Annotated in this window: 20 protein-coding genes; 2 read left to right on the forward strand and 18 right to left on the reverse strand. The window is 47.3% G+C overall.

Going from position 1 to position 19,230, the window contains the following annotated elements; all coding sequences use genetic code 11:
* Positions 1 to 476 (reverse strand): DNA-processing protein DprA (locus tag EOO50_RS03335; protein ID WP_290837898.1); only part of this gene is annotated, 476 nt, incomplete at its 3' end.
* 102 nt (positions 477 to 578) lie between these two features.
* Between EOO50_RS03335 and EOO50_RS03340 the strand changes: the two genes are divergently transcribed.
* Together EOO50_RS03340 and EOO50_RS03345 are read left to right on the forward strand one after the other, a co-directional pair.
* The gene (locus tag EOO50_RS03340; protein ID WP_290837900.1) at positions 579 to 1,514 is read left to right on the forward strand and encodes an SPOR domain-containing protein; all 936 of its coding nucleotides are present in this window, start codon (positions 579 to 581) and stop codon (positions 1,512 to 1,514) included.
* A gap of 63 nt (positions 1,515 to 1,577) precedes the next feature.
* Entirely contained in the window at positions 1,578 to 2,090 is a 513-nt protein-coding gene (locus tag EOO50_RS03345; protein ID WP_290837902.1) for an acyl-CoA thioesterase, read from the forward strand.
* A 232-nt stretch (positions 2,091 to 2,322) separates the two neighbouring features.
* Here EOO50_RS03345 and EOO50_RS03350 read toward each other — a convergent pair whose 3' ends face one another.
* The 17 genes from EOO50_RS03350 to EOO50_RS03430 form a co-directional block, all read right to left on the reverse strand.
* The gene (locus EOO50_RS03350; protein ID WP_290837904.1) at positions 2,323 to 3,582 is read right to left on the reverse strand and encodes a peptidoglycan DD-metalloendopeptidase family protein; all 1,260 of its coding nucleotides are present in this window, start codon (positions 3,580 to 3,582) and stop codon (positions 2,323 to 2,325) included.
* 17 nt (positions 3,583 to 3,599) lie between these two features.
* Positions 3,600 to 4,376 (reverse strand): DUF4292 domain-containing protein, encoded by a 777-nt coding sequence (locus EOO50_RS03355; RefSeq protein WP_290837906.1) that lies wholly within the window; start codon positions 4,374 to 4,376, stop codon positions 3,600 to 3,602.
* Between the two features lie 2 nt (positions 4,377 to 4,378).
* Positions 4,379 to 5,722, reverse strand: coding sequence for a tetratricopeptide repeat protein (locus EOO50_RS03360; protein WP_290837909.1), 1,344 nt, complete (start codon positions 5,720 to 5,722; stop codon positions 4,379 to 4,381).
* A 5-nt stretch (positions 5,723 to 5,727) separates the two neighbouring features.
* The gene (locus tag EOO50_RS03365; protein WP_290837911.1) at positions 5,728 to 6,735 is read right to left on the reverse strand and encodes a sugar phosphate nucleotidyltransferase; all 1,008 of its coding nucleotides are present in this window, start codon (positions 6,733 to 6,735) and stop codon (positions 5,728 to 5,730) included.
* A gap of 204 nt (positions 6,736 to 6,939) precedes the next feature.
* Entirely contained in the window at positions 6,940 to 7,374 is a 435-nt protein-coding gene (gene dut / locus EOO50_RS03370) for a dUTP diphosphatase (protein WP_290837913.1), read from the reverse strand.
* A gap of 430 nt (positions 7,375 to 7,804) precedes the next feature.
* Complete coding sequence (locus tag EOO50_RS03375) at positions 7,805 to 9,271, reverse strand: oligosaccharide flippase family protein (protein ID WP_290837915.1); 1,467 nt, start codon at positions 9,269 to 9,271, stop codon at positions 7,805 to 7,807.
* Between the two features lie 144 nt (positions 9,272 to 9,415).
* On the reverse strand, positions 9,416 to 10,279 hold the full coding sequence (atpG, locus tag EOO50_RS03380) for an ATP synthase F1 subunit gamma (RefSeq protein WP_290837918.1): 864 nt from the start codon (positions 10,277 to 10,279) through the stop codon (positions 9,416 to 9,418).
* 87 nt (positions 10,280 to 10,366) lie between these two features.
* Positions 10,367 to 11,944: a F0F1 ATP synthase subunit alpha gene (gene atpA, locus EOO50_RS03385; protein WP_290837920.1), complete on the reverse strand. Its 1,578-nt coding sequence runs from the start codon at positions 11,942 to 11,944 to the stop codon at positions 10,367 to 10,369.
* A gap of 10 nt (positions 11,945 to 11,954) precedes the next feature.
* A complete protein-coding gene (locus EOO50_RS03390; protein WP_290837922.1) occupies positions 11,955 to 12,425 on the reverse strand; it encodes a hypothetical protein in 471 nt (156 codons plus the stop codon).
* Positions 12,425 to 12,952, reverse strand: coding sequence for an ATP synthase F1 subunit delta (atpH, locus tag EOO50_RS03395; protein WP_290837925.1), 528 nt, complete (start codon positions 12,950 to 12,952; stop codon positions 12,425 to 12,427). Before atpH ends, EOO50_RS03390 begins: the two co-directional genes overlap by 1 nt.
* Position 12,953: 1 nt before the next feature.
* Complete coding sequence (locus EOO50_RS03400; RefSeq protein ID WP_290837926.1) at positions 12,954 to 13,454, reverse strand: F0F1 ATP synthase subunit B; 501 nt, start codon at positions 13,452 to 13,454, stop codon at positions 12,954 to 12,956.
* An 83-nt stretch (positions 13,455 to 13,537) separates the two neighbouring features.
* On the reverse strand, positions 13,538 to 13,729 hold the full coding sequence (atpE, locus tag EOO50_RS03405; protein ID WP_191019127.1) for an ATP synthase F0 subunit C: 192 nt from the start codon (positions 13,727 to 13,729) through the stop codon (positions 13,538 to 13,540).
* Positions 13,730 to 13,763: 34 nt separating this feature from the next.
* On the reverse strand, positions 13,764 to 14,918 hold the full coding sequence (gene atpB / locus EOO50_RS03410; protein WP_290837930.1) for a F0F1 ATP synthase subunit A: 1,155 nt from the start codon (positions 14,916 to 14,918) through the stop codon (positions 13,764 to 13,766).
* 164 nt (positions 14,919 to 15,082) lie between these two features.
* A complete protein-coding gene (locus tag EOO50_RS03415) occupies positions 15,083 to 15,469 on the reverse strand; it encodes a hypothetical protein (protein WP_290837932.1) in 387 nt (128 codons plus the stop codon).
* Positions 15,462 to 15,689: an AtpZ/AtpI family protein gene (locus EOO50_RS03420; RefSeq protein WP_290837934.1), complete on the reverse strand. Its 228-nt coding sequence runs from the start codon at positions 15,687 to 15,689 to the stop codon at positions 15,462 to 15,464. Before EOO50_RS03420 ends, EOO50_RS03415 begins: the two co-directional genes overlap by 8 nt.
* The gene (locus EOO50_RS03425; protein ID WP_290837936.1) at positions 15,658 to 16,062 is read right to left on the reverse strand and encodes a polymer-forming cytoskeletal protein; all 405 of its coding nucleotides are present in this window, start codon (positions 16,060 to 16,062) and stop codon (positions 15,658 to 15,660) included. Before EOO50_RS03425 ends, EOO50_RS03420 begins: the two co-directional genes overlap by 32 nt.
* Positions 16,062 to 18,995 (reverse strand): gliding motility protein, encoded by a 2,934-nt coding sequence (locus EOO50_RS03430; protein ID WP_290837938.1) that lies wholly within the window; start codon positions 18,993 to 18,995, stop codon positions 16,062 to 16,064. Before EOO50_RS03430 ends, EOO50_RS03425 begins: the two co-directional genes overlap by 1 nt.
* Positions 18,996 to 19,230: the final 235 nt, after the last annotated feature.

Genomic DNA, 19,230 nt, shown 5'->3' on the forward strand with positions numbered 1-19,230 from the left:
TGCGCCGTGATGTCGACGCCGAGCGCATAACCGCTTACGATAATCGGATTCAGCGGCGACAAATCGGACATTAATTTTTTGCAGAAATCCGCGCCGTAACCCGTAACCTGCCGTGTTCCGACCACCGAGATGATGCGTCGGTTCGACAAATCGATATTGCCCGACGAAAACAACACGGTCGGCGCATCGGGACAATGTTTGAGCCGTTTCGGGTAATCGTCGTCGAGATAGGTCGCGACCTTGATTTTTGAGGATTCGATAAAGTTCATTTCGGCTTCGGCTTGTTTCAAAACCGACGTACTTTTGAGATGTCCGATGATTTTTTCGGAAAAGCCGATCGTGCGCAGTTTCGCGTCGTCGGCGTTAAAGATTTCTCGGGCCGAACCGAACTCTGAAAGTAGTTTCTTGGCGTTGACATCGCCCACTCCTTCTACGTTTTGCAAGGCTAACAGGTAAAATAATTCTTCGTGGCGCATAGTAAATGATTGAAAATGAAAAGTATAAAATTTCGCGCGGATTGTTAATAAAAATTGTGGATAAAATTTTGCCCGTCGAACGCATTGCATAATTTTGTTTCTATGAAGATCGAACACCATATTTCACAGCTTTTGTATCGTTACCAGTGCGTTACGGTTCCTGGCTTCGGCGCTTTCCTCACGGAATTCCAGTCGGCTCAACTTCACGAGTCGTCGAGCGCCTTTTATCCGCCTAAAAAGCTGATCTCGTTCAACACGTATCTTAAGAACAACGACGGCCTTTTGGCCAACCATATCGCGCAGGCTGAGAAATCGACGTACGAGCAGGCTGTCGACGCCATACAGAACGAAGTTTCCATCTGGAAAAACATTCTTGAAGTCAACCGACGCTTCACGTTGAAGAACATTGGCGAGCTTTCGCTGAATGCCGAGAACAACATCGTGTTCCAACCGACCGAGAGCAGTAATTATTTGACCGAAGCTTTCGGATTGAGTTCTTTCGTCTCGCCTCCGATACAACGCGAGGTTTACAAACAGGAAGTCGAAGCGCTCGAGGAAAAAGCACCGATCGCGTTCACGCCTGAAGCGCGCAAGAGCCGCCCGTATTTGAAGTACGCGGCCGTATTCTTATTGGCAATCGGGGCTGGCGGAGCCGGAGGTTTCCAACTTTTCCAAAGCCAGATCCAACGCGAAACGCTCGCCGTGGAGACCGAAGTACAGAAACAAGTTCAAGATAAAATACAGGAAGCGACATTCTTCATCGATACGCCGCTACCGACCGTGACGCTTACCGTCGCCGAGGATAAATTGCCGTATCACATCGTGGCCGGCGTGTTCCGAAGCGAAGAAAACGCGAACAAAGCCTGCGCCGAACTAAAAGGCCTCGGCTACAAATCACGTCGCATTCCTCAAGATCGCCGCGGCTTGTTCCCTGTTGTCTATGGCAGTTTCGCCTCGAAGCAGGAAGCACGCGAAGAAATGATAAAAATCCACGAATCGCGCGACATGCACGCTTGGATCCTAATCAAGAAGCTTTAACATTTATCCCGGTTTTCCGGGATTTTTTATGCGCAAGAGTTACCTTTGCCAAAAAATCCACACATGCTGCCAAAACATCCTTCAGAGTCTTTGACTACGCTAACCGACTTGGTTTTGCCAAGCGAGACCAATCCGCTTAACAACCTTTTTGGTGGAGAATTGCTTGCGCGCATGGATAGGGCCGCGAGTATCACCGCGCGTCGTCATTCGCGCAGGGTTTGCGTTACGGCATCGGTAAATCACGTGGCGTTCAACCGTTCGATTCCACTCGGCAGTGTCGTGACGATCGAATCGAAGGTGTCGCGCAGTTTTAAAAGTTCGATGGAAATCTTTATCGACGTTTGGATCGAGGATCGCGAATCAGGCGTTCGGACAAAAGCGAACGAAGCAATCTACACGTTCGTAGCCGTCGACGATACTGGCCGTCCCGTTGAAGTCGCACCTATCGTTCCCGAAACCGAGCTTGAAATAGAAAGATACGACGCTGCGTTGCGAAGAAAACAGTTGAGTTTGGTACTTGCGGGAAAATTGAAACCGTCGGAAGCGACTGAGTTGAAGGCGTTGTTTATTGAATAGTCGGAAAAGACGAATGACGAATGACGAATGACGAAAGACAAAGGACAGACGCTTTCGGCAAAAAGCAATAGTAATCGTTGCTTCGACATCACGTCAATCAAAGTTCAATCATGATTCTAAGCGGAATCGAAAGTCCTTCATCATTCGTCTTTCGTCATTCGTCAAACAAAGATTCGTTCTCGGCAGGCAAGCACCAATTAAACAAATCAACGCATAAACGAATCAACAACAACTACATTCCCGACAACCAAGCCTGCGGATTGTTATAAACCGTATTCTGCTTGATCAAGAACTTCAAGACCGTTTTTCCGGTATCGCCGTTCGTCCTGATGCGTCCGAGATTTTGCTTGATGCGGACTTTATCACCTTTACTGACGCTAACCGAACCTAAGTTTTGGTAAATCGTAAAGAAATCCCCATGTTGGATGATTACCGCTTTGTTCACGGGCGAAAGTACGATCACGCTGATTACTTCTCCGCCAAAGACGGCACGTGCGTTCGAACCTTCCTCGGTCGTGATTTCGACGCCGGAATTGTGAACGACCAAAGATTTGTGAACCGGGTGCGCCTGATCTCCATAACCTAACGTAACTGCGCCTCGTTCGACAGGCCACGGCAAACTACCTTTGTTCGCCCGGAAATTATCGGCGACGACTTTCGCTTCGGGCGTCAAGACGATTTTGCTTGGCGATTCGGCGACCTTGGCTTTTACCTCCGTTGCTTTCGCGGGACTCGCTTTCGCCGCGGCAAGTGCTGCTTTCCTATTCGCCTCGTCGATCGCTTTTTGGATCAAACGGTCGATTTGACGGTCGATGTTGCGGCTTTCCTGTTGCTTTTTCTTGATTTCGGCCGCGATTTTCTTCTTGTCCTTTTTGATGGAACTGACCAGGACTTCCTGTTCGGCCTTCTCTTTTAAGAGTTCGGAGCGTTCCTTTTCGTTCTCGACGAGCAGCTTTTGTTTGGCTGTTTTTTGGACGACGATCCGGTCGTTATACTGCGTAAGCTGATCGGTCTTCGTCTTGATTTCCTCACCCTGCGAACGCCTGTAACTCGCGTATTGCTTCATGTATTGGGCGCGCTTGTAGGCTTGCAGGAAATTTTCGGACGACAATAAAAACATCGCACGGCTTTGCTCCGAACGGCTCTTGTAGGATTTGCGGATCATTTCGGCGTAATCTTCCTTGAGCACGACGAGATCGCGTTTGAGTTTGTTGATTTTCAACTGCGTCGTGTACAGATCGTCGTTGAGCAGACGCGTTTGTTTTTCAGTCGTGCTGATGAGTTTCTGCTTGAGCTTGATCTTGTTGTTCTGTTCCTCGATGAGGCTTTTGACGGATTTCTCCTGCGACTTCATCGCGTTGAGTTTTTCCTGGCTTTCCTGGATCTCACGTTGAATCTGCGCCTTTCGTCTTTCGAGTTTTTGCTGGTCGATCTGCGCAAACGTCGTTACGGAAATCAACAGTAAAATCAGGCTCGCTAAATGTTTGTTCATGGTGTTTGGTTTTGCATTTACTCGATTTCGACGCGTTCGTAACCTTCAGGAACGCTGTACGGAAACGAGATTTCTTCGTTAAAGGAAACCGAGTTGTATTCAATGCTGATATTGGTTTTGCCCTTTGGCTGCACGGCTTCGAGCAATATTTTTGACGGCAACGACATCGTGGCGTGCTTCGTATAGCCTGGATAATTGACTTCAAGGCTGCGGCGTTGCGAGGGTTGGCTTACTTCTTCCTTATTCACGAAAAACGTTTCAGGCTCGAAATAGAAAATCTTTTTCGTAGTCCTGTCGGTAGTTTCTTCGAGTTTCTGCAGGTTGTTTTCGACCGATTCGGCGTATTTTCCTTTTCTTAAATCGTCGAGCGCTTGCCCGATGAGCAAATTCTGCACTTTCTTGAAATCGAGCTCCGTTCCCAACCATTGGCTCAACTTTGCGTAATCGCCTTCAAAATACGTGCTGTTGAGTTTCTCGTAATACTTGACTTCAGTTGGCGTTATGAGTGCTTTGGCCATCGTGATGCCGAGGAATCGGATGCTTATGAAAATCGTCTCGTCTTTCCTCACGCGAATGTCGGCCGTGATGCTTTGGCTTTGGTTGTCGTCCTTGTATTTCGCCGACGCCTTGATGCTGAGCGTCTTGAAATCCTTAAGGTTCGCGTAATGTCCGGTTATGATTTTCGATGCGCTCGTCTCTTCGGCCACAGGTTTCTCGACTGCCGCTGCGGGCTGTGCGGACTTGCACGCTGCCACTGCGACTGCCACTGCAACTAAAATTAAATTCCTTTTCATTTTCATTTCTTCTTGTCTAACAATTTTTCGGCTTTTAGGAAATAAAATTCTTTTTTCTTGGTGTCGCCCAAACCGTTCCACGCTTCTCCGAGTTGGATGTAGAAATTGGTTTCGAGTTGCTTGTCATCGACCACGTAATCGAGCCCTACTTCGAGCAAATCCTTGGCTTTCTTGAAATTCTTTTGCTGGTTGTTGGCCAATCCCGCGTAAAAATAAAATTGCGGTTGCAACGGATACGATTCTATCATTCCTTCGGCTCGCTTAGCCAGATTCGGATAATCCTGTTTCTCGGTATATGCCTGAAGCACGAGGAAAATAGCTTCCATATCGTCAGGATTCGTCTTCAGGTGATTCTCGTAATAACGGATCGCCTGCTCCCAGTTTTTCTTGTTGTGATAAAATTTTCCGATTTCTTTGGCCACTTTTACTTCTCGGTCGTTCTCAAAATACGAGATCGCCTTTTGGAGATCGGCGTCGAATTCCGGTTTGTCTTTCGCGAAAATCAAGAATTCGTTGAGCACGCGATGACGGATCTTGTCGTCGATTTTCTTGCTCGCCAGGATCTGGTTCATCGCTTTTACGGCTTTCGTACCTTCGCTTTTGGTCAAATGGTATTTGAAAAGGCTGATCTGCGCCCAATCGGAACCCGGGATTTCCTTCTCGAGTTTCTGAGCGATCTCAAGCGCCTTGTCGTCCTGATTGCTGTCCCAATACATGAACATAAGCGACACGTAGTTCGATTCGTCTTTGGGATCTTTCTTGATCTTGTCAAGCAGAAGCGAACGTTCAGAACCTTGATATTTGGTGTCTTTCATGATGCTCGCCTTGTAATTGTCGCGCAAATCACTCGTCCCGACCGACTCGTTGAGCTCGTTTATGAGTTCGAGCGCCTTGTCGAATTGCTGCGTGTTCATGTACAAAGACGTCAGATCTTCCTTATAGTCCGACTTGAATTCGATGAGTTTCTTGACGATCACGATCGCCTGTTCATAATCGCGCGTTTCGTAACAAACGTCGTACAAACCGACCCAGGCCCATTTGTTCTGCGGATCGAGTTGCGTGGTCTTCTCAAAATTCTCGTAGGCTTTCTTGTAGTCTTTTTGCGACAGGTAATTCTTGCCCAATTCGTAATATACGACCGAATTATTGGGCTGCAACTTTTGGCAACGCAACAACGCCGCGACCGCTTTGTCATAATTCTCGATTCCCTTTTGCTTGAGTGATTCGTAGAATTCGTTTCGGAATTCGTTCGCTTCCATGGCAATATCTTCGGGTTCCTGGATTTGGGCCAGGCCGAAGGTTTGAATCAGGACGCCAAAGGCGAAAATCAGGGCAAGTTTCTTCATGCTTTTTATTCGAGCACCGAATAATCTCCGATGCTGATACTTGTAAATTTCCCGTCGAAACTCGCGTGGTTGCCAATCATGGCGTTGTCGAGATTCGCGTTCTTGATATGAGCGTGGGTTTGCACCAGGCTGTTTTTTATCGTACTGTCGGATACGTGCGTGCCGCGTCCGAGTGATACGTTGGGGCCGACCGTTGCGTTGATCAGCACTACGTCTTTATCGATGAAACACGGCGGAATGACCGTCGAGTTCTCGAGTTTCGCACTTTCGTCGACGAGGTTTTCACCGTCGGAATGCAAAAATCCGAGCAAACGCGAATTGGTTTCGACCGTTACGTTCTTGTTGCCGCAATCCATCCATTCATCAACCTTACCGGGAACGAACTTGAGGCCTTTTTGCTTCATGTTCTCGAGACCGTCAGTGAGTTGGTATTCGCCACCTTTGACGATGTCGTTGTCCAATAAATACTGCAGTTCCGCACGAAGCGTTTCTCCAGACTTGAAATAGTAGATCCCGATGATCGCCAGATCTGAAACGTATTCTTTTGGTTTCTCGACGAAATCGGTGATGCGATCGCCTTCGAGTTTCACGACTCCGAACGCGCTCGGATCGTCGACTTGCTTGACCCAGATCACGCTGTCGGCGCTTGTATCTAACGTAAAATCGGCGCGGAATAGTGTGTCGGCGTAGGCCACAACAATCGGGCCGCTCATGGATTCTTTCGCCGACATAATCGCGTGAGCCGTTCCAAGTGGTTGTTCCTGGTAGTAGATCGTGCCTTTCGAACCGAGTTTTTCAGCGATCGCGATCAGGTCTTTCTCGACCTGAGGCCCGAAATCTTTGTGGATGATGAATGCGATCTCTTCTATATCCTGGTTGATCACGCCTGCGATGTCTTCAACGAGACGGTGCACGATCGGTTTGCCTGCGATTGGGATAAGCGGTTTCGGGACGGTTAGCGTGTGAGGACGGAGACGTGAACCGCGACCGGCCATTGGGACTATTATTTTCATTTGTTTATGCGTTGATGCGTTTATTTGTTTTTTGATGCTTGCCTGCCGAGGGCGAATTTTTGTTTGACGAATGACGAAAGACTAATCATTAAGGACTTTCGATCCTGCTAAAACCAGTATCGGCTTTCAATGACGCGATGTCCGACCAACTGTTGCTTTTTTACGAAAACGCCAGTCCTTCGTCTTTCATCATTTGTCTTTCGTCTACTTTACCCCAGTCGAACCAAAACCACCCGCGCCGCGAGATGTTTCGTTCAATTCGCTCACCTCAACCCATTCCGCGCGTTCGTGTTTGGCGATGATGAGCTGGGCGACGCGTTCGCCGTTTTCGACCGTGAACGGCTCGTTTGATAAATTTACTAAAATCACACCGATTTCCCCGCGATAATCGGCATCGACGGTTCCGGGTGAATTCAGGACGGTTATGCCTTTTTTGGCGGCCAAGCCGGAACGCGGACGGACTTGTGCTTCGTATCCGATGGGAAGTTCTATGAACAAGCCCGTTTTTACGATCGTGCGCTCAAGCGGATTCAGCGTAATTGATGATTCGAGTACGGCGCGCAGATCCATTCCTGCTGAAGCGATGGTTTCGTAGTTGGGAAGCGCGTGACCTGATTTGTTTATGATGTTTATTTTCATTTGAAAGAGTCGACTTTTTTTGACTTGAAGACACGAAGGTTAGGAGAGACTAAGTTTTCTTGTTTTTGATTTATGTTTTTTTGACACGAAGACACGAAGTCTTGAGGACACTAAGTTTTCTTTTTTTAGTTTTTAATTTTTTTTTGCCACGAAGACACGAAGGCACGGAGGCTCGAAGTTTCTTGCGGTTTTGTTTACTTTTATTTTTGATCCGACGCTGCGAAGTTTTTTTACGGTTCGCGTTCCCGGAAGTATTTTTTCTTTTTTATCTGGACGTTTAGCCCGGATGGAAGCGGTTAGCCTTTCTTGGAAGAATGCTTTTTTTTGCCGGGCTGCGACGGCGACCAAAGGAAGCCCGTTGCGGCGCGTTGCAAAAATTGCATTGTTCGAGAAAGCTAAAAGCGGACAGCCGGAATTAGCTTCAAATCATTTAAATATTCTTGGGCTTGCGTTTGACGATCCTAAGCAAAGCCTCTTTTTCGTTGTGATATATAAAATACAGGAACAGCACGAGCAGCGCGAACCCGATGAGATAATTTTCGCGGAAACCGTAAAACGACACGCCCGAGAATACGATGGAAACGCCCATGTAACCCAGGATTTTTTTCATGTCGTACGGGATTGGGTAATGTTTGTTGCCGAGCCACCACGAGATCAGCATCATGCTGCCATAAGCGACGATCGTAGCGATTGCCGAACCGTAATATCCGAATTTCGGGATCAGCAAAAAGTTGAGCGCCAGCGTGAGAAATGCGCCGACAAGCGAAATATACGCGCCGATGTACGTCTTGTCTATGAGCTTATACCAAACCGACAGATTCGTGTAAATCCCGAGGCAGAAATTCGCCAGAATAATCAGCGGAACGACTGGCATCGCGGCCCAATACACGGGATTGTCGAGTAGCAGCACTTTTAGAACGTCGGCGAAAACGATGACCGACAACAGGATGAACGATCCGAAAATCACGAAATATTTGGTGATCACGGCGTAGGTTTGCTTGGCGTTCTCGCTGCCCGAATGACTGAAGAAAAACGGTTCTATTCCCAAACGGAACGCCGTCGCGTACAACGTCATGAACAGCGCTAATTTGTAACAAGCCGAATACACGCCGACTTCAGACTTCGCAATATTTGGCGGTAATAATTTCTCGAGCAGGATTTTGTCGAAATGTTCGTTGATGGCGAAGGCGATTCCGGCGAACAAGATCGGGAGGCCGTATTTCATCATGCGTTTCCAGAGTTCGGCGTCGATGTGCCAGTTTATTTTGAAGTAATCGGGACTTAAAATGATGAACGTGAGGAAGCTTGCAATCAGATTCGCGAGGAAAATATAGCCGACTTCGAAGTTTTCGATGTACAGGCTGCTGATGAAACTGTCGGGATTATTCTGTGCGAAATACGGCAACCAAAGCAAACAGATCAGGTTCAAGCCCAGGTTTACCATTACGTTCCCGATCTTGATCGCGGCATAAACCATCGGGCGTTGCAAGGCTCGCAGTTTTGAAAACGGGATGATGACGAGCGCGTCGAGCACCAGAATCCAGATCGCGTAGGTTATGTAGGACGTGTCGACGTTGACCATTTCAGCAATCGTGTTGCGGAAAAGCAATGCGATCCCGAGGAACAGCATCGACGACCAGAAGATTGAAATCATTGAGGTTGAGACGACATTTTCCTTATTGGTTTCGGAGTTGTAAAAGCGGAAAAAACCGGTTTCGAAGCCGTACGACAAGAACACGTTCAGGAAAACCATCCACGCCATGACGATCGTGACTTCGCCGTATTCGCCCTGCGGAAGTTCCTTCGTGTACAACCTCACGAGCAAAAAACTGAGCATGCGCGGCAAAACCGTGGCAAGTCCGTAAATGGCAGTTTGTTTGAAAAGGCTTTTGTACACGCGTCAACTTGGATTGTAAACAAAAATAACCATTTATAATGGGATTGAAAGTAGGTTAAATGGGCGTTATCACCATTTTAATCAACATTTTGGAAATAAAAAAGCCGAACAAATGTCCGGCTCTTTTGTATGTTTGATTTTTGCTTATCCGTTCAAAGCTTCGGCACCGCCAACGATCTCGAGGATTTCGTTGGTAATGGCTGCCTGACGCGCTTTGTTGTACGTCAGTTTCAATTGGTTGCGCAAAGCCGTCGCGTTGTCGGTCGCTTTGTGCATCGCCGTCATACGCGCGCCGTGTTCTGATGCGAAGGAATCGCGAATGGCTTTGTACAATTGCGTTTTGAGCATTTTCGGGATCAACGTCATCACGATTTCCTCTTTCGATGGTTCGAAGATGTAATCCACGACTTGCTTGTTGCTTGTCGAAACCGCTGGTACCAAAGGCAGGAATTGCTCTTCTTTGATGATTTGGGTCGCGGCGTTCTTGAATTGGTTGTAGACCAAAACAACGCGGTCGTATTTTCCGTCGAGGAACAATTTTACGATTTCGTCGCTTATGATGGAAACGTTTTCAAAATTCAATGTGTCGAAAATACCGTTGTTGTTCGATACGACTTTCCCGGTTTTCTTGAGCAAATCGTTTCCTTTTTTACCGATGGTCAAAAAGTCGACGTTTTTGCCCGCGTAGATCGTCTCGCCCAAACGTTTCACTTCTTTGAGGACGTTCGAGTTGAACGCTCCCGCCAAACCACGGTTTGAAGTCACGGTGATGATGAGCACGTTTCTTATTTCGCGTTGGGCCGTGAATTCGCCACCTGCGTCAGAATCGAGCGTAGACGACAAGTTTTGTAGCAATTGCGTGAGCTTTTCAGAATACGGACGCATAGCCGTGATGGCATCCTGGGCTTTTTTCAATTTAGCCGCAGAAACCATTTTCATCGCCGATGTGATTTGCATCGTTGAGGAAACGGAGGTAATCCGGTTACGTATTTCCTTTAGGTTTGCCATTTTAGTTTTGAGATATGAGTGATGAGTATTGAGAGGTCAGATCGGGGAAACTCGTATCTAAACTCTCAATACTCAAGACTAATTCAATTAATTATATTTCGCTGAAACTTCTTTCGCCACGTTCTCAATCACGTCTGTAAGCTCGTCGCTGAATTTACCGGCTTTCAAAGCGTCAAGAGTGTCGCGGTGCTTGTTGTTTAGGAATTCAAGGAAATCTTTCTCGAATTCTCTTACTTTGTTCACGGGAACATTTCTAAGCAAGTTCTTTGAACCTGCGTAGATGATAGCGACCTGATCTTCGACAGTATACGGATCGTTCAAACCTTGTTTCAGGATTTCAACGTTGCGTTTTCCTTTTTCGATTACGTTCAAGGTAACCGCGTCAAGATCGGATCCGAATTTCGCGAACGCTTCCAATTCACGGAATTGCGCCTGGTCAAGCTTAAGCGTTCCTGCAACTTTCTTCATCGATTTGATTTGGGCGTTACCTCCGACACGTGATACCGAGATACCGACGTTGATCGCAGGACGTACACCCGAGTTGAACAAATCCCCGTCAAGGAAGATTTGGCCATCGGTGATCGAGATTACGTTTGTCGGGATGTATGCCGAAACGTCGCCCGCTTGTGTTTCGATAATCGGCAATGCCGTCAACGATCCGCCACCTTTTACGATTGGCTTCAACGAATCCGGAAGGTCGTTCATGTTTTTTGCGATATCGTCATCGGCGATCACTTTCGCAGCTCTTTCCAAAAGACGGCTGTGAAGGTAGAAAACGTCTCCAGGATAAGCTTCACGACCCGGTGGACGACGAAGCAACAACGATACTTCACGATATGCTACCGCTTGTTTCGACAAGTCATCATACACAATAAGTGCCGGACGACCCGTGTCACGGAAGTACTCACCGATAGCAGCACCCGCGAACGGAGCGTAAACCTGCATCGGAGCTGGATCAGAAGCGTTAGCCGCAACGATAACCGTATAAGCCATCGCGCCTTTTTCTTCCAATGTCTTTGCGATTCCTGCTACGGTCGACGCTTTTTGCCCGATCGCAACATATATACAGAATACCGGTTTGCCGGCATCGTAGAATTCCTTTTGGTTCAGGATGGTATCCAAACAAACCGATGATTTACCAGTTTGACGGTCACCGATCACAAGCTCACGTTGTCCACGTCCAACCGGGATCATCGCATCGATCGCTTTGATACCTGTCTGAAGCGGCTCAGTTACCGGCTGACGGAAGATAACCCCAGGAGCTTTGCGTTCCAATGGCATCTCGTAAAGATCACCGCCGATCGGGCCTTTACCGTCGATTGGCAAACCAAGCGTGTTCACGACACGACCGACCATTTGCTCACCTACTTTAAGCGAGGCGATGCGCTTTGTGCGTTTTGCGGTAGAACCTTCGCTGATTCCTGTTGAAGGGCCGAGCAATACGACACCAACGTTGTCTTCTTCCAAGTTCAAAACGATACCTTGCATACCGTTGTCAAACTCGACAAGTTCACCGTATTGTACGTTTGACAATCCGTAAACGCGAGCGATACCGTCACCAACGTTAAGGACTGTTCCTACTTCTTCAAGCGTAGCTCCGGATTCGAATGCCGAAAGCTGTTTCTTCAATATTGCTGAAATTTCAGCCGGTTTAATTTCCGCCATAACTTTATTTTTATCTACCTATATTAATTTGAACACCCGGTTTCGGGGTTTCATCTTTTATAATTATTGTTTGCGTGTTGCTCGTTTCAGGAGCTTCAGCATTCGGATTTCCGTACTTTTCGACCATACGTGAAACCTTGTCCGGGTTTAGTGTTCCGTCCGCGTTGACAACATTCGCCACATAGAACTTTTTAAGCAGCCCGCCGTTCATCGCATATGGGATTTCAAGCGTTTGGTTCAAGCCCAAAAATTTTACTTTCCAATATTTATCCTCCGAATACTTGACCGTTTCAAGCGTCATGTAGATGATCTCTTCGCCTTCCAGACTCATTACCGAGCAAACGCGATCCCATCCGCCGCAACCATCATATTTTAACCACAGTTTGTCGTCTACGGTGATATTGCCTTTCTTAAGACGCACGGTCTGGCTAAATCCCGCCACCGAGATAAACATTGCTAAAATATAGATCGCGCTTTTCATTAATTTGAAAGTTCGCGTTTCAATGTCTGCAAACGATTCGCTACCGACGCGTTGTATTGTTTGTCGCCGATGCGCAAAATGAATCCTCCGATGATCGACGGATCCACGATGTTCTCGATCGCGATTTTCTTGTTTGAAAACTCAAGGATTTTCGACATCACGCGTGACTGCAATTCGGCGTCCATCTCAATCGCCGTGGTCACCGTAGCGACTTCGACACCGTTCATGATCTCGTATTGCTTGTTGTATTCGGTTGCGATAGCGCCCAAAATCTCGAAACGCTTGTTTTCCTTCAACAGTCGGAACAACCCTTTCGTGATGTTACCCGCAGCGTCGAAAATCTCAAGCAAAGCGCTTTCCTTGACCTCGTTCGTCGTCGTCGGGCTGAGGATGAATTCGTTGAGCTCGGCATTCGAGGCGATGTTCTCGCTGATGTGCGCCATGTCGTTGTTCACGTCGGCTGCAACACCACTCGAGTGCGCCATATCTAAGATCGCTTTCGCGTAACGGATAGCTGCTCTTGACATATTAGTTGAGTTTAGCGTCGGCCAACATCGTGTCGACCAATTTCACTTGTGATTCTTTGTTCGAAAGTTCGCTTCTGAGCAACTTTTCGGCGATTTCCAAAGATAGGTTAGAAACCTGAGCTTTCATTTCGGCCATCGCAGCGTTTTTCTCGGCGTCGATAGCATTTTTCGCCTGGGCGATCATTTGCTGACCGGCTTGGGCGGCTTCATTCTTGGCGTCCGAAATCATTTTCTCTTTCATTTCACGCGCTTCTTTCAAAAGCAAATCGCGCTCGGCACGTGCTTCCTGAAGGATGCGTTGGTTGTCGGCTTGAAGATTTTTCATCTCGTTGCGAGCCGCTTCAGCCGATGACAAAGCGTTTTTGATACCTTCTTCACGGTCGTTTACGGCGCCAAGGATCGGCTTCCATGCAAACTTGCGCAACAAAATGATAAGGCCGACAAAAATCAGCACTTGCCAAAAGAACAAACCTAATTCGAACTGATTTATTAATTTATCCATGTGGAAAATATATTGTGTTTAAATTTTAATCTTTGAATAGAAAGCCAGTCACAACCAACCGTTGCGACTGACTTCTTTTTTCATTACGCAGCGAAAAGAGCGGCGAAACCAATACCTTCGATAAGTGCGGCAGCGATCAACATAGCTGTCTGGATTTTTCCAGAAGCTTCTGGCTGACGAGAAATCGCGTCCATCGCTGAACCACCGATTTTACCGATACCAAGACCGGCTCCGATTACGATCAGACCAGCACCTACAATAGTTGGAATTTGCATGATAATTATATTTAAGATTAAACAGTATTACTAATTAATGGTGTTCCTCGTGATGATGTTCTTCGACTGCCGCACCGAAGTACAAGGCCGAAAGCATCGTGAAAATATACGCCTGAAGGAAAGCCACCAAAATCTCGAGGATCGAAAGCACGAATGCCAATCCAAAAGAAAGCGAACTTCCTAACCAGCTTTTAAATATGAACATTAGCCCGATGATACTCATCAATACGATGTGTCCCGCAAAAATGTTAGCATAGAGACGGATCATCAACGAGAACGGTTTGATGATGATTCCGAGTAACTCGATCGGCGCCAAAACGATACGCATCAGTTTGGGAACGCCGGGCATCCAAAAAATGTGCATCCAATAATTTTTATTGGCTGTGAATGTTGTAATAAAGAATGTCATGATCGCTAAAGCGAACGTAATGGCAATGTTACCGGTAACGTTGATTCCCAGCGGCGTCAATCCGAAAAGATTCAGGAAAAGGATAAAGAAGAAAATCGTGAGCAAATAACCCATGTATCTTCTGTGGTGTTTTACGCCGATGTTCGGGATAGCGATCTCATCACGGATGAACACGACAAGCGGCTCAAAGTAACGCCCGATTCCAACCGCGATTCCGTTGTTCTTTTTGTATGATTTGGCCAAACTCGTAAACAACCAAAACATCAATAGTGCGGCAAGCAAAATCGAAAATACGCTTTTCGTAATGGAAAGGTCGAGCGGGTGGACGTTTGTCGGATGACCATTCGCATCTTCAGTAATGGTCCCTTGAGCGTCAGTTCGGTAGATTTTTCCGTCGTGGTGATTGATCACATAGAATTTTCCATTTGACTCTGCAACCGATTCTCCGTGGTTGAATTTTGAAGATGAGAAAACGTGGAAACCTTCATCGACCAAAATGACAGGCAAAGGAAATCCAAAGTGCTTTCCTTCTTTATTATCCGAAAATAAAGTGAAGTCATGCGAATCAAGCACGTGATGCTTTTTATAAGCGTCGATTTGACCTTTGATTCCGGTTGGTTCAGCGTGGCCTTCGTGACCTTCGGCCTCAACAGCTTCGGCATGCGCTTCAGTAGTAGAAACAGGGGCGCTATGCTCCTCGTGCTGGACAATTCCTGCAAACGAAAAGGCTGTGATGAACAAACTGGCAATGATTGTGAGCGATTTACGTGAAAACACCATAATATAAAGAAGCTTAAAAGCTGTTTTTAAATTTGGCGCAAAGGTACATTTAAAATCGGAAAGTAAAAGACTGTAGATTGCTAAATTTTACGCAATTCACATATTCTTGCGAAATCGATTTCAGAAATTTGGGCCGACTCACGAAAATTTCCGTCAAAAAAATGTCATTGCCTGTTCAACATCCTGCTCGCCGTTACGGTTTCGAAAGCCAGGAACAATGCGAAAACCACGAAGAAATTGATTTTCTCGGCTTTAATGTTCTGTTCCAAAACGGGTCGTAGCAATATGTAGGCGCCGACCATTTTCGCCGATGTCGCAATCAAAAAAGTATACCCTACATAATCCTGATTCTTTCGTTGTGCTATGATCAGAACCGCCAAAATCAAAATCGACGCGACAAGAAAGTACGCGTACAGTTCCAGATTAGAATACACGAATATTCTGGTGTCGACTTGAAGCAATCGAAAAAACAAAACGTGAAGCGCGCCAAAGACGATCGAAATTCCAAGAATCTCAAAAATCGGACGCCAACGCCCAAACTTATTACTCATCGGATTTGTTGATTTCCTGAACTTGTCGGTTCACGTTATAGATCGCGATCGCGACGCCGACAATCACCAAAATTTTTACATAAAGGTTATTTTCGTTGGGATATTTTTCATCAAGCCATTTTCCCGCGTAGACAAACGCGAAAATAATCACGCCCATTTGTATCGGAATGTTGATCAGAGCCAACCACTTATTCCCTTTTTTGTTCTGGTCGTTGCTCATGAGGCGGGAGGTTTTTTTGTGTCGGACGCATTTCGCATGATGCGCTGAAAGCCGCTCCGGGTTCCACGGCGAGCTTGGCGCAGATCACATGCCCGTTGATGCTCGCTTTCGATTTGACGTTGAGCAGTTCGGCCACTTGGATTTTACCGTTGAATTTGCCTTCGATGTCGGCGTTCTTGCAAATGATGTCGCCCGTGACGCTTCCCATCGGGCCGATCACGATCTTGCCGCTGCATTGCATATTGCCGATGAGCGTTCCGTCGAGGCGAAAATCAGCTTGGGAAATAATATCGCCTTTGATCGCCGTTCCCTCGACAATCCGATTGGTCTTACCCAACAGGTCAGTATAGGATTTTGGGCTTTTCTCGAACATTATTTTCTTGGCGGAGTTGTCGTGGTTTGCGTTTTACCCGAACCTCCCATTGTTGGCGGCTGGGCGCTCTGCATCGGGTCATCGCTGTCTTGTGGCGGACGGCCTACGCCGGGTTGTGCGCCCGATGGTGTCGCCGTTTGAGCCGGACGCTGTTTCGGGATTCGCGCGCCTCGAGGCGTTTGGTTCTTAGGCCCGTTATCGACCGATTTTAATGCAGGAGCGGCGCGTTTCGGTGATTTTTTGTGCGGATCGGCCAAATATTCCTCAAGGTTTTTCTTGATCTGGACGATAGCGTAATTGTCGTTCGAGATCACGATGGGTTTCTCGACGACTTTGTATTCCTTGAATTCCTTTAGGACCGACGCGATTCCTTCGGCTCCGTTTTCAGTTCGGATGCCATGGACGACGACGAAATTCATGTCCATCGTATAAATGTCGAGCGATTGCGACAACTGGTCGGCCGTGCGTTCCGATATGAATTTCTTGAGTTTCTCCTGAAGCACCTTGATGTTCTTGGCGTCGGGATTCGGAGCGTAATACAACAACTTCCAGCTTTTCGGATCGGTGTCGTTGAACTGCATGGCCTCCATCATCACGATGTCGCGCCCGAGCATTTTTTCGGCTTCTTTTCCTTCTTCGACGTTCGGATACGTAAGCGCCACGTAATTTAGCGCCTTTTTATATTCCTCGAGTCCTCTCAATTTTCCGACGGTGCGCGCTTTCAATATCTCGAACTTCGGCAACATTTCCTCGCCAGTGTATTGGTCGATCGCATCCTCTACTTTTATGAGCACGCCTTTGTAATCGCCGGCTTCATATTCCTTAAACAATTTGTTGAAGGCCGCGACCGGAGTAAGTGCCGCGTCGCCCGTCAAGGTCTCGTTCTTCAGGATCTGCGCGTAACGCGAATCGGGATATTGCGTAATGATATCGTTCTTTACGACGGCGGCTTTTTGCTTGTCGAGGATTTCATAAACTTTGTACAGATTGTACTGTGCCGGAAGGATCAATCGTTCCTCGGGGTTATTCATGAGCAAAGCTTCGAGCTTGTCGGCCGAACGTTGGTACTCGCGGAATTTCTCCTTGTAGATGACGCCGAGTTGGTAATACGCAAAATTGCGTTCCTTGGCCAAACTGTCGATCACGACTTTGGATGTCGGCAATTGGCTGATGTAGAAATCCGGCGTGTATTTGGCCTCGGCGATTTGGGCCGCGTCGGCTTTGGCTTTGATTTCTTCTTCGGTCAGTTCCCGATCTTCCTCGACTGGCGTGTCGCTCGAAGACGATTTGGCAAAACGCCAGTTCTCCTGATATTTTCGAGTGCCCCAATTCTTTCGGAATTCCGATTTTCCGTAAGCGACGGTCGCCGCGTTGTAGAAATAAAATTCTCCTGGTTTGGCAGGTTTTGTAATTGGCGTTGCTCCGGTTGCGGCATCGGCGGCTGATTTCGCGTCGCTTCTACTGATCGCCGACTTTGCGCCTGTGCTGTTCGAAGCCACGTCGTTCGCCGATGCGTTTTGGGCATTTTCAGCTCTCTCACGCGCTTTTTCTTCGGCTATTCGTTTTTTCTCGTCCTCGATCTTGAGCTTGTCGATGTATTCCTGATAATAGGCTACGCGAGCGGCTTCAGGCATCGACCATACTTTGATGATACTGTCGTTCCTGGTCGCGATACCTTCGTATTTGATCACATCCTCGAGATTCATCCGCTTTTTCTCGATCATCCTGAATTCACGAGTGCGCGGTTTCAGGTGCACGAGCGTGCTGTCGTAATACATTCCGGCCGTAACGTATTTGGCTTTGTTGAAGTAAATCTCAGCAATATTGCGATAGTTCGAAGCGTTCAGATACGCGTCCTGAGGCTGTGCATCGAGCGACTTATTGTAGTATTTCACGGCCATGTCCGGCTGTTTGCGCTTGTCGTAGAACAATGCCATCTGGTAGTTGATCGCATCGAGATACGCGCGGTTGTCGCGATCCTTTAGTAATTTTCTATACTTTTCAAGGAATACGACGGTGTCGCCTTTTTCGTAATCGAATTGCAACGATTGGCGGCCGTGCGCCTGGATTACGTACATGCGGGGCGAACTCCTATTCATGTCGATGACCTCATCGTAATATTTGTAGGCGCTGTCTTTCTCTTTTTTCTGTTCGAAGATTTGTGCGACGATAAAACGGTAACGCGCTTTCTCCTCGTCGGCTTTTGTTTTGTCTATCGCGACTTTAAGACGTGCGATGGCGCTGTCTTTTTCCTCGGTGTTCAAAAATGCCTGAGCCAAAGCTGCATTTGCGTCGGCGTAAACCTGGTCGTTGAGTTTCACTTTCTCGTCGCCCAACAATTTTTGAAGATTCGTGATCGCGAGACCGTCGTTCTCTAGACGCATGTTGGTTTTTTCGCGCCACACTTTGACTTCGTAGATACGGCTGCTTTTCGGGTATTTGTACAAAACGTAGTTAAACGCCTCGAGTGCCGGAAGGTAACGCTTGTCGTAATAACGCGCTTTCCCGAGAAGCAAATGCGCCTCGTCCATCTGAGAGTTGACTTCGGTCCCGCCGATGTTCATCGAGTGTTTTTGGATGGCTTTCGTGGCTTTTTCCTCGGCGCGTTGGAAGTTTGCGTTTTTCGATTGTTGTGGAATCTGTGGCTCTTTTCCTCCCGTCGGAACGGGTGCGCTTGCAACTGGCTCGACCGGTTTTTCGGCTTCTGGCTGCATGCGCTCCACGGGAAGGATTTCCCAGAAATTGTCTCCGTACGTCGTTTTGAGTTCGTTCACGCCGTCTTCGAGCGCGATGTCGCCATTGTAGAGAATGTTGTATTTGGTACTCATCGCATGCGAGTTGCGCGCGAGCCAAGTATCCCGCCGCGTAGAACAGGCTACCAGCAAGGCAATGAGGCCGAAAATCGTTATGATTCGGAATATGTTGGTTTTCAAGGTGGTCACCGTTTTATGCTTTAACTGCTAAAAGCCGTTTTTAGTATGATTCGTGCAAACTTTCTATAACGGGTAAAAATACGTTTCTTTTGGATATGGGAAAATTTTTGGGTTGAATATTGCCGATTCGTCAATTAGAATTAACACCAAAGCGGCAGACAACGGTTTGCGTGAGTGATGCAAGCGTAAATCCTTTTTTGGATTCGGCGAAACGCAGTGGAGACAAATTCAAAAA

The organism is Flavobacterium sp. (assembly GCF_004211145.1).
Taxonomy (GTDB): domain Bacteria; phylum Bacteroidota; class Bacteroidia; order Flavobacteriales; family Flavobacteriaceae; genus Flavobacterium.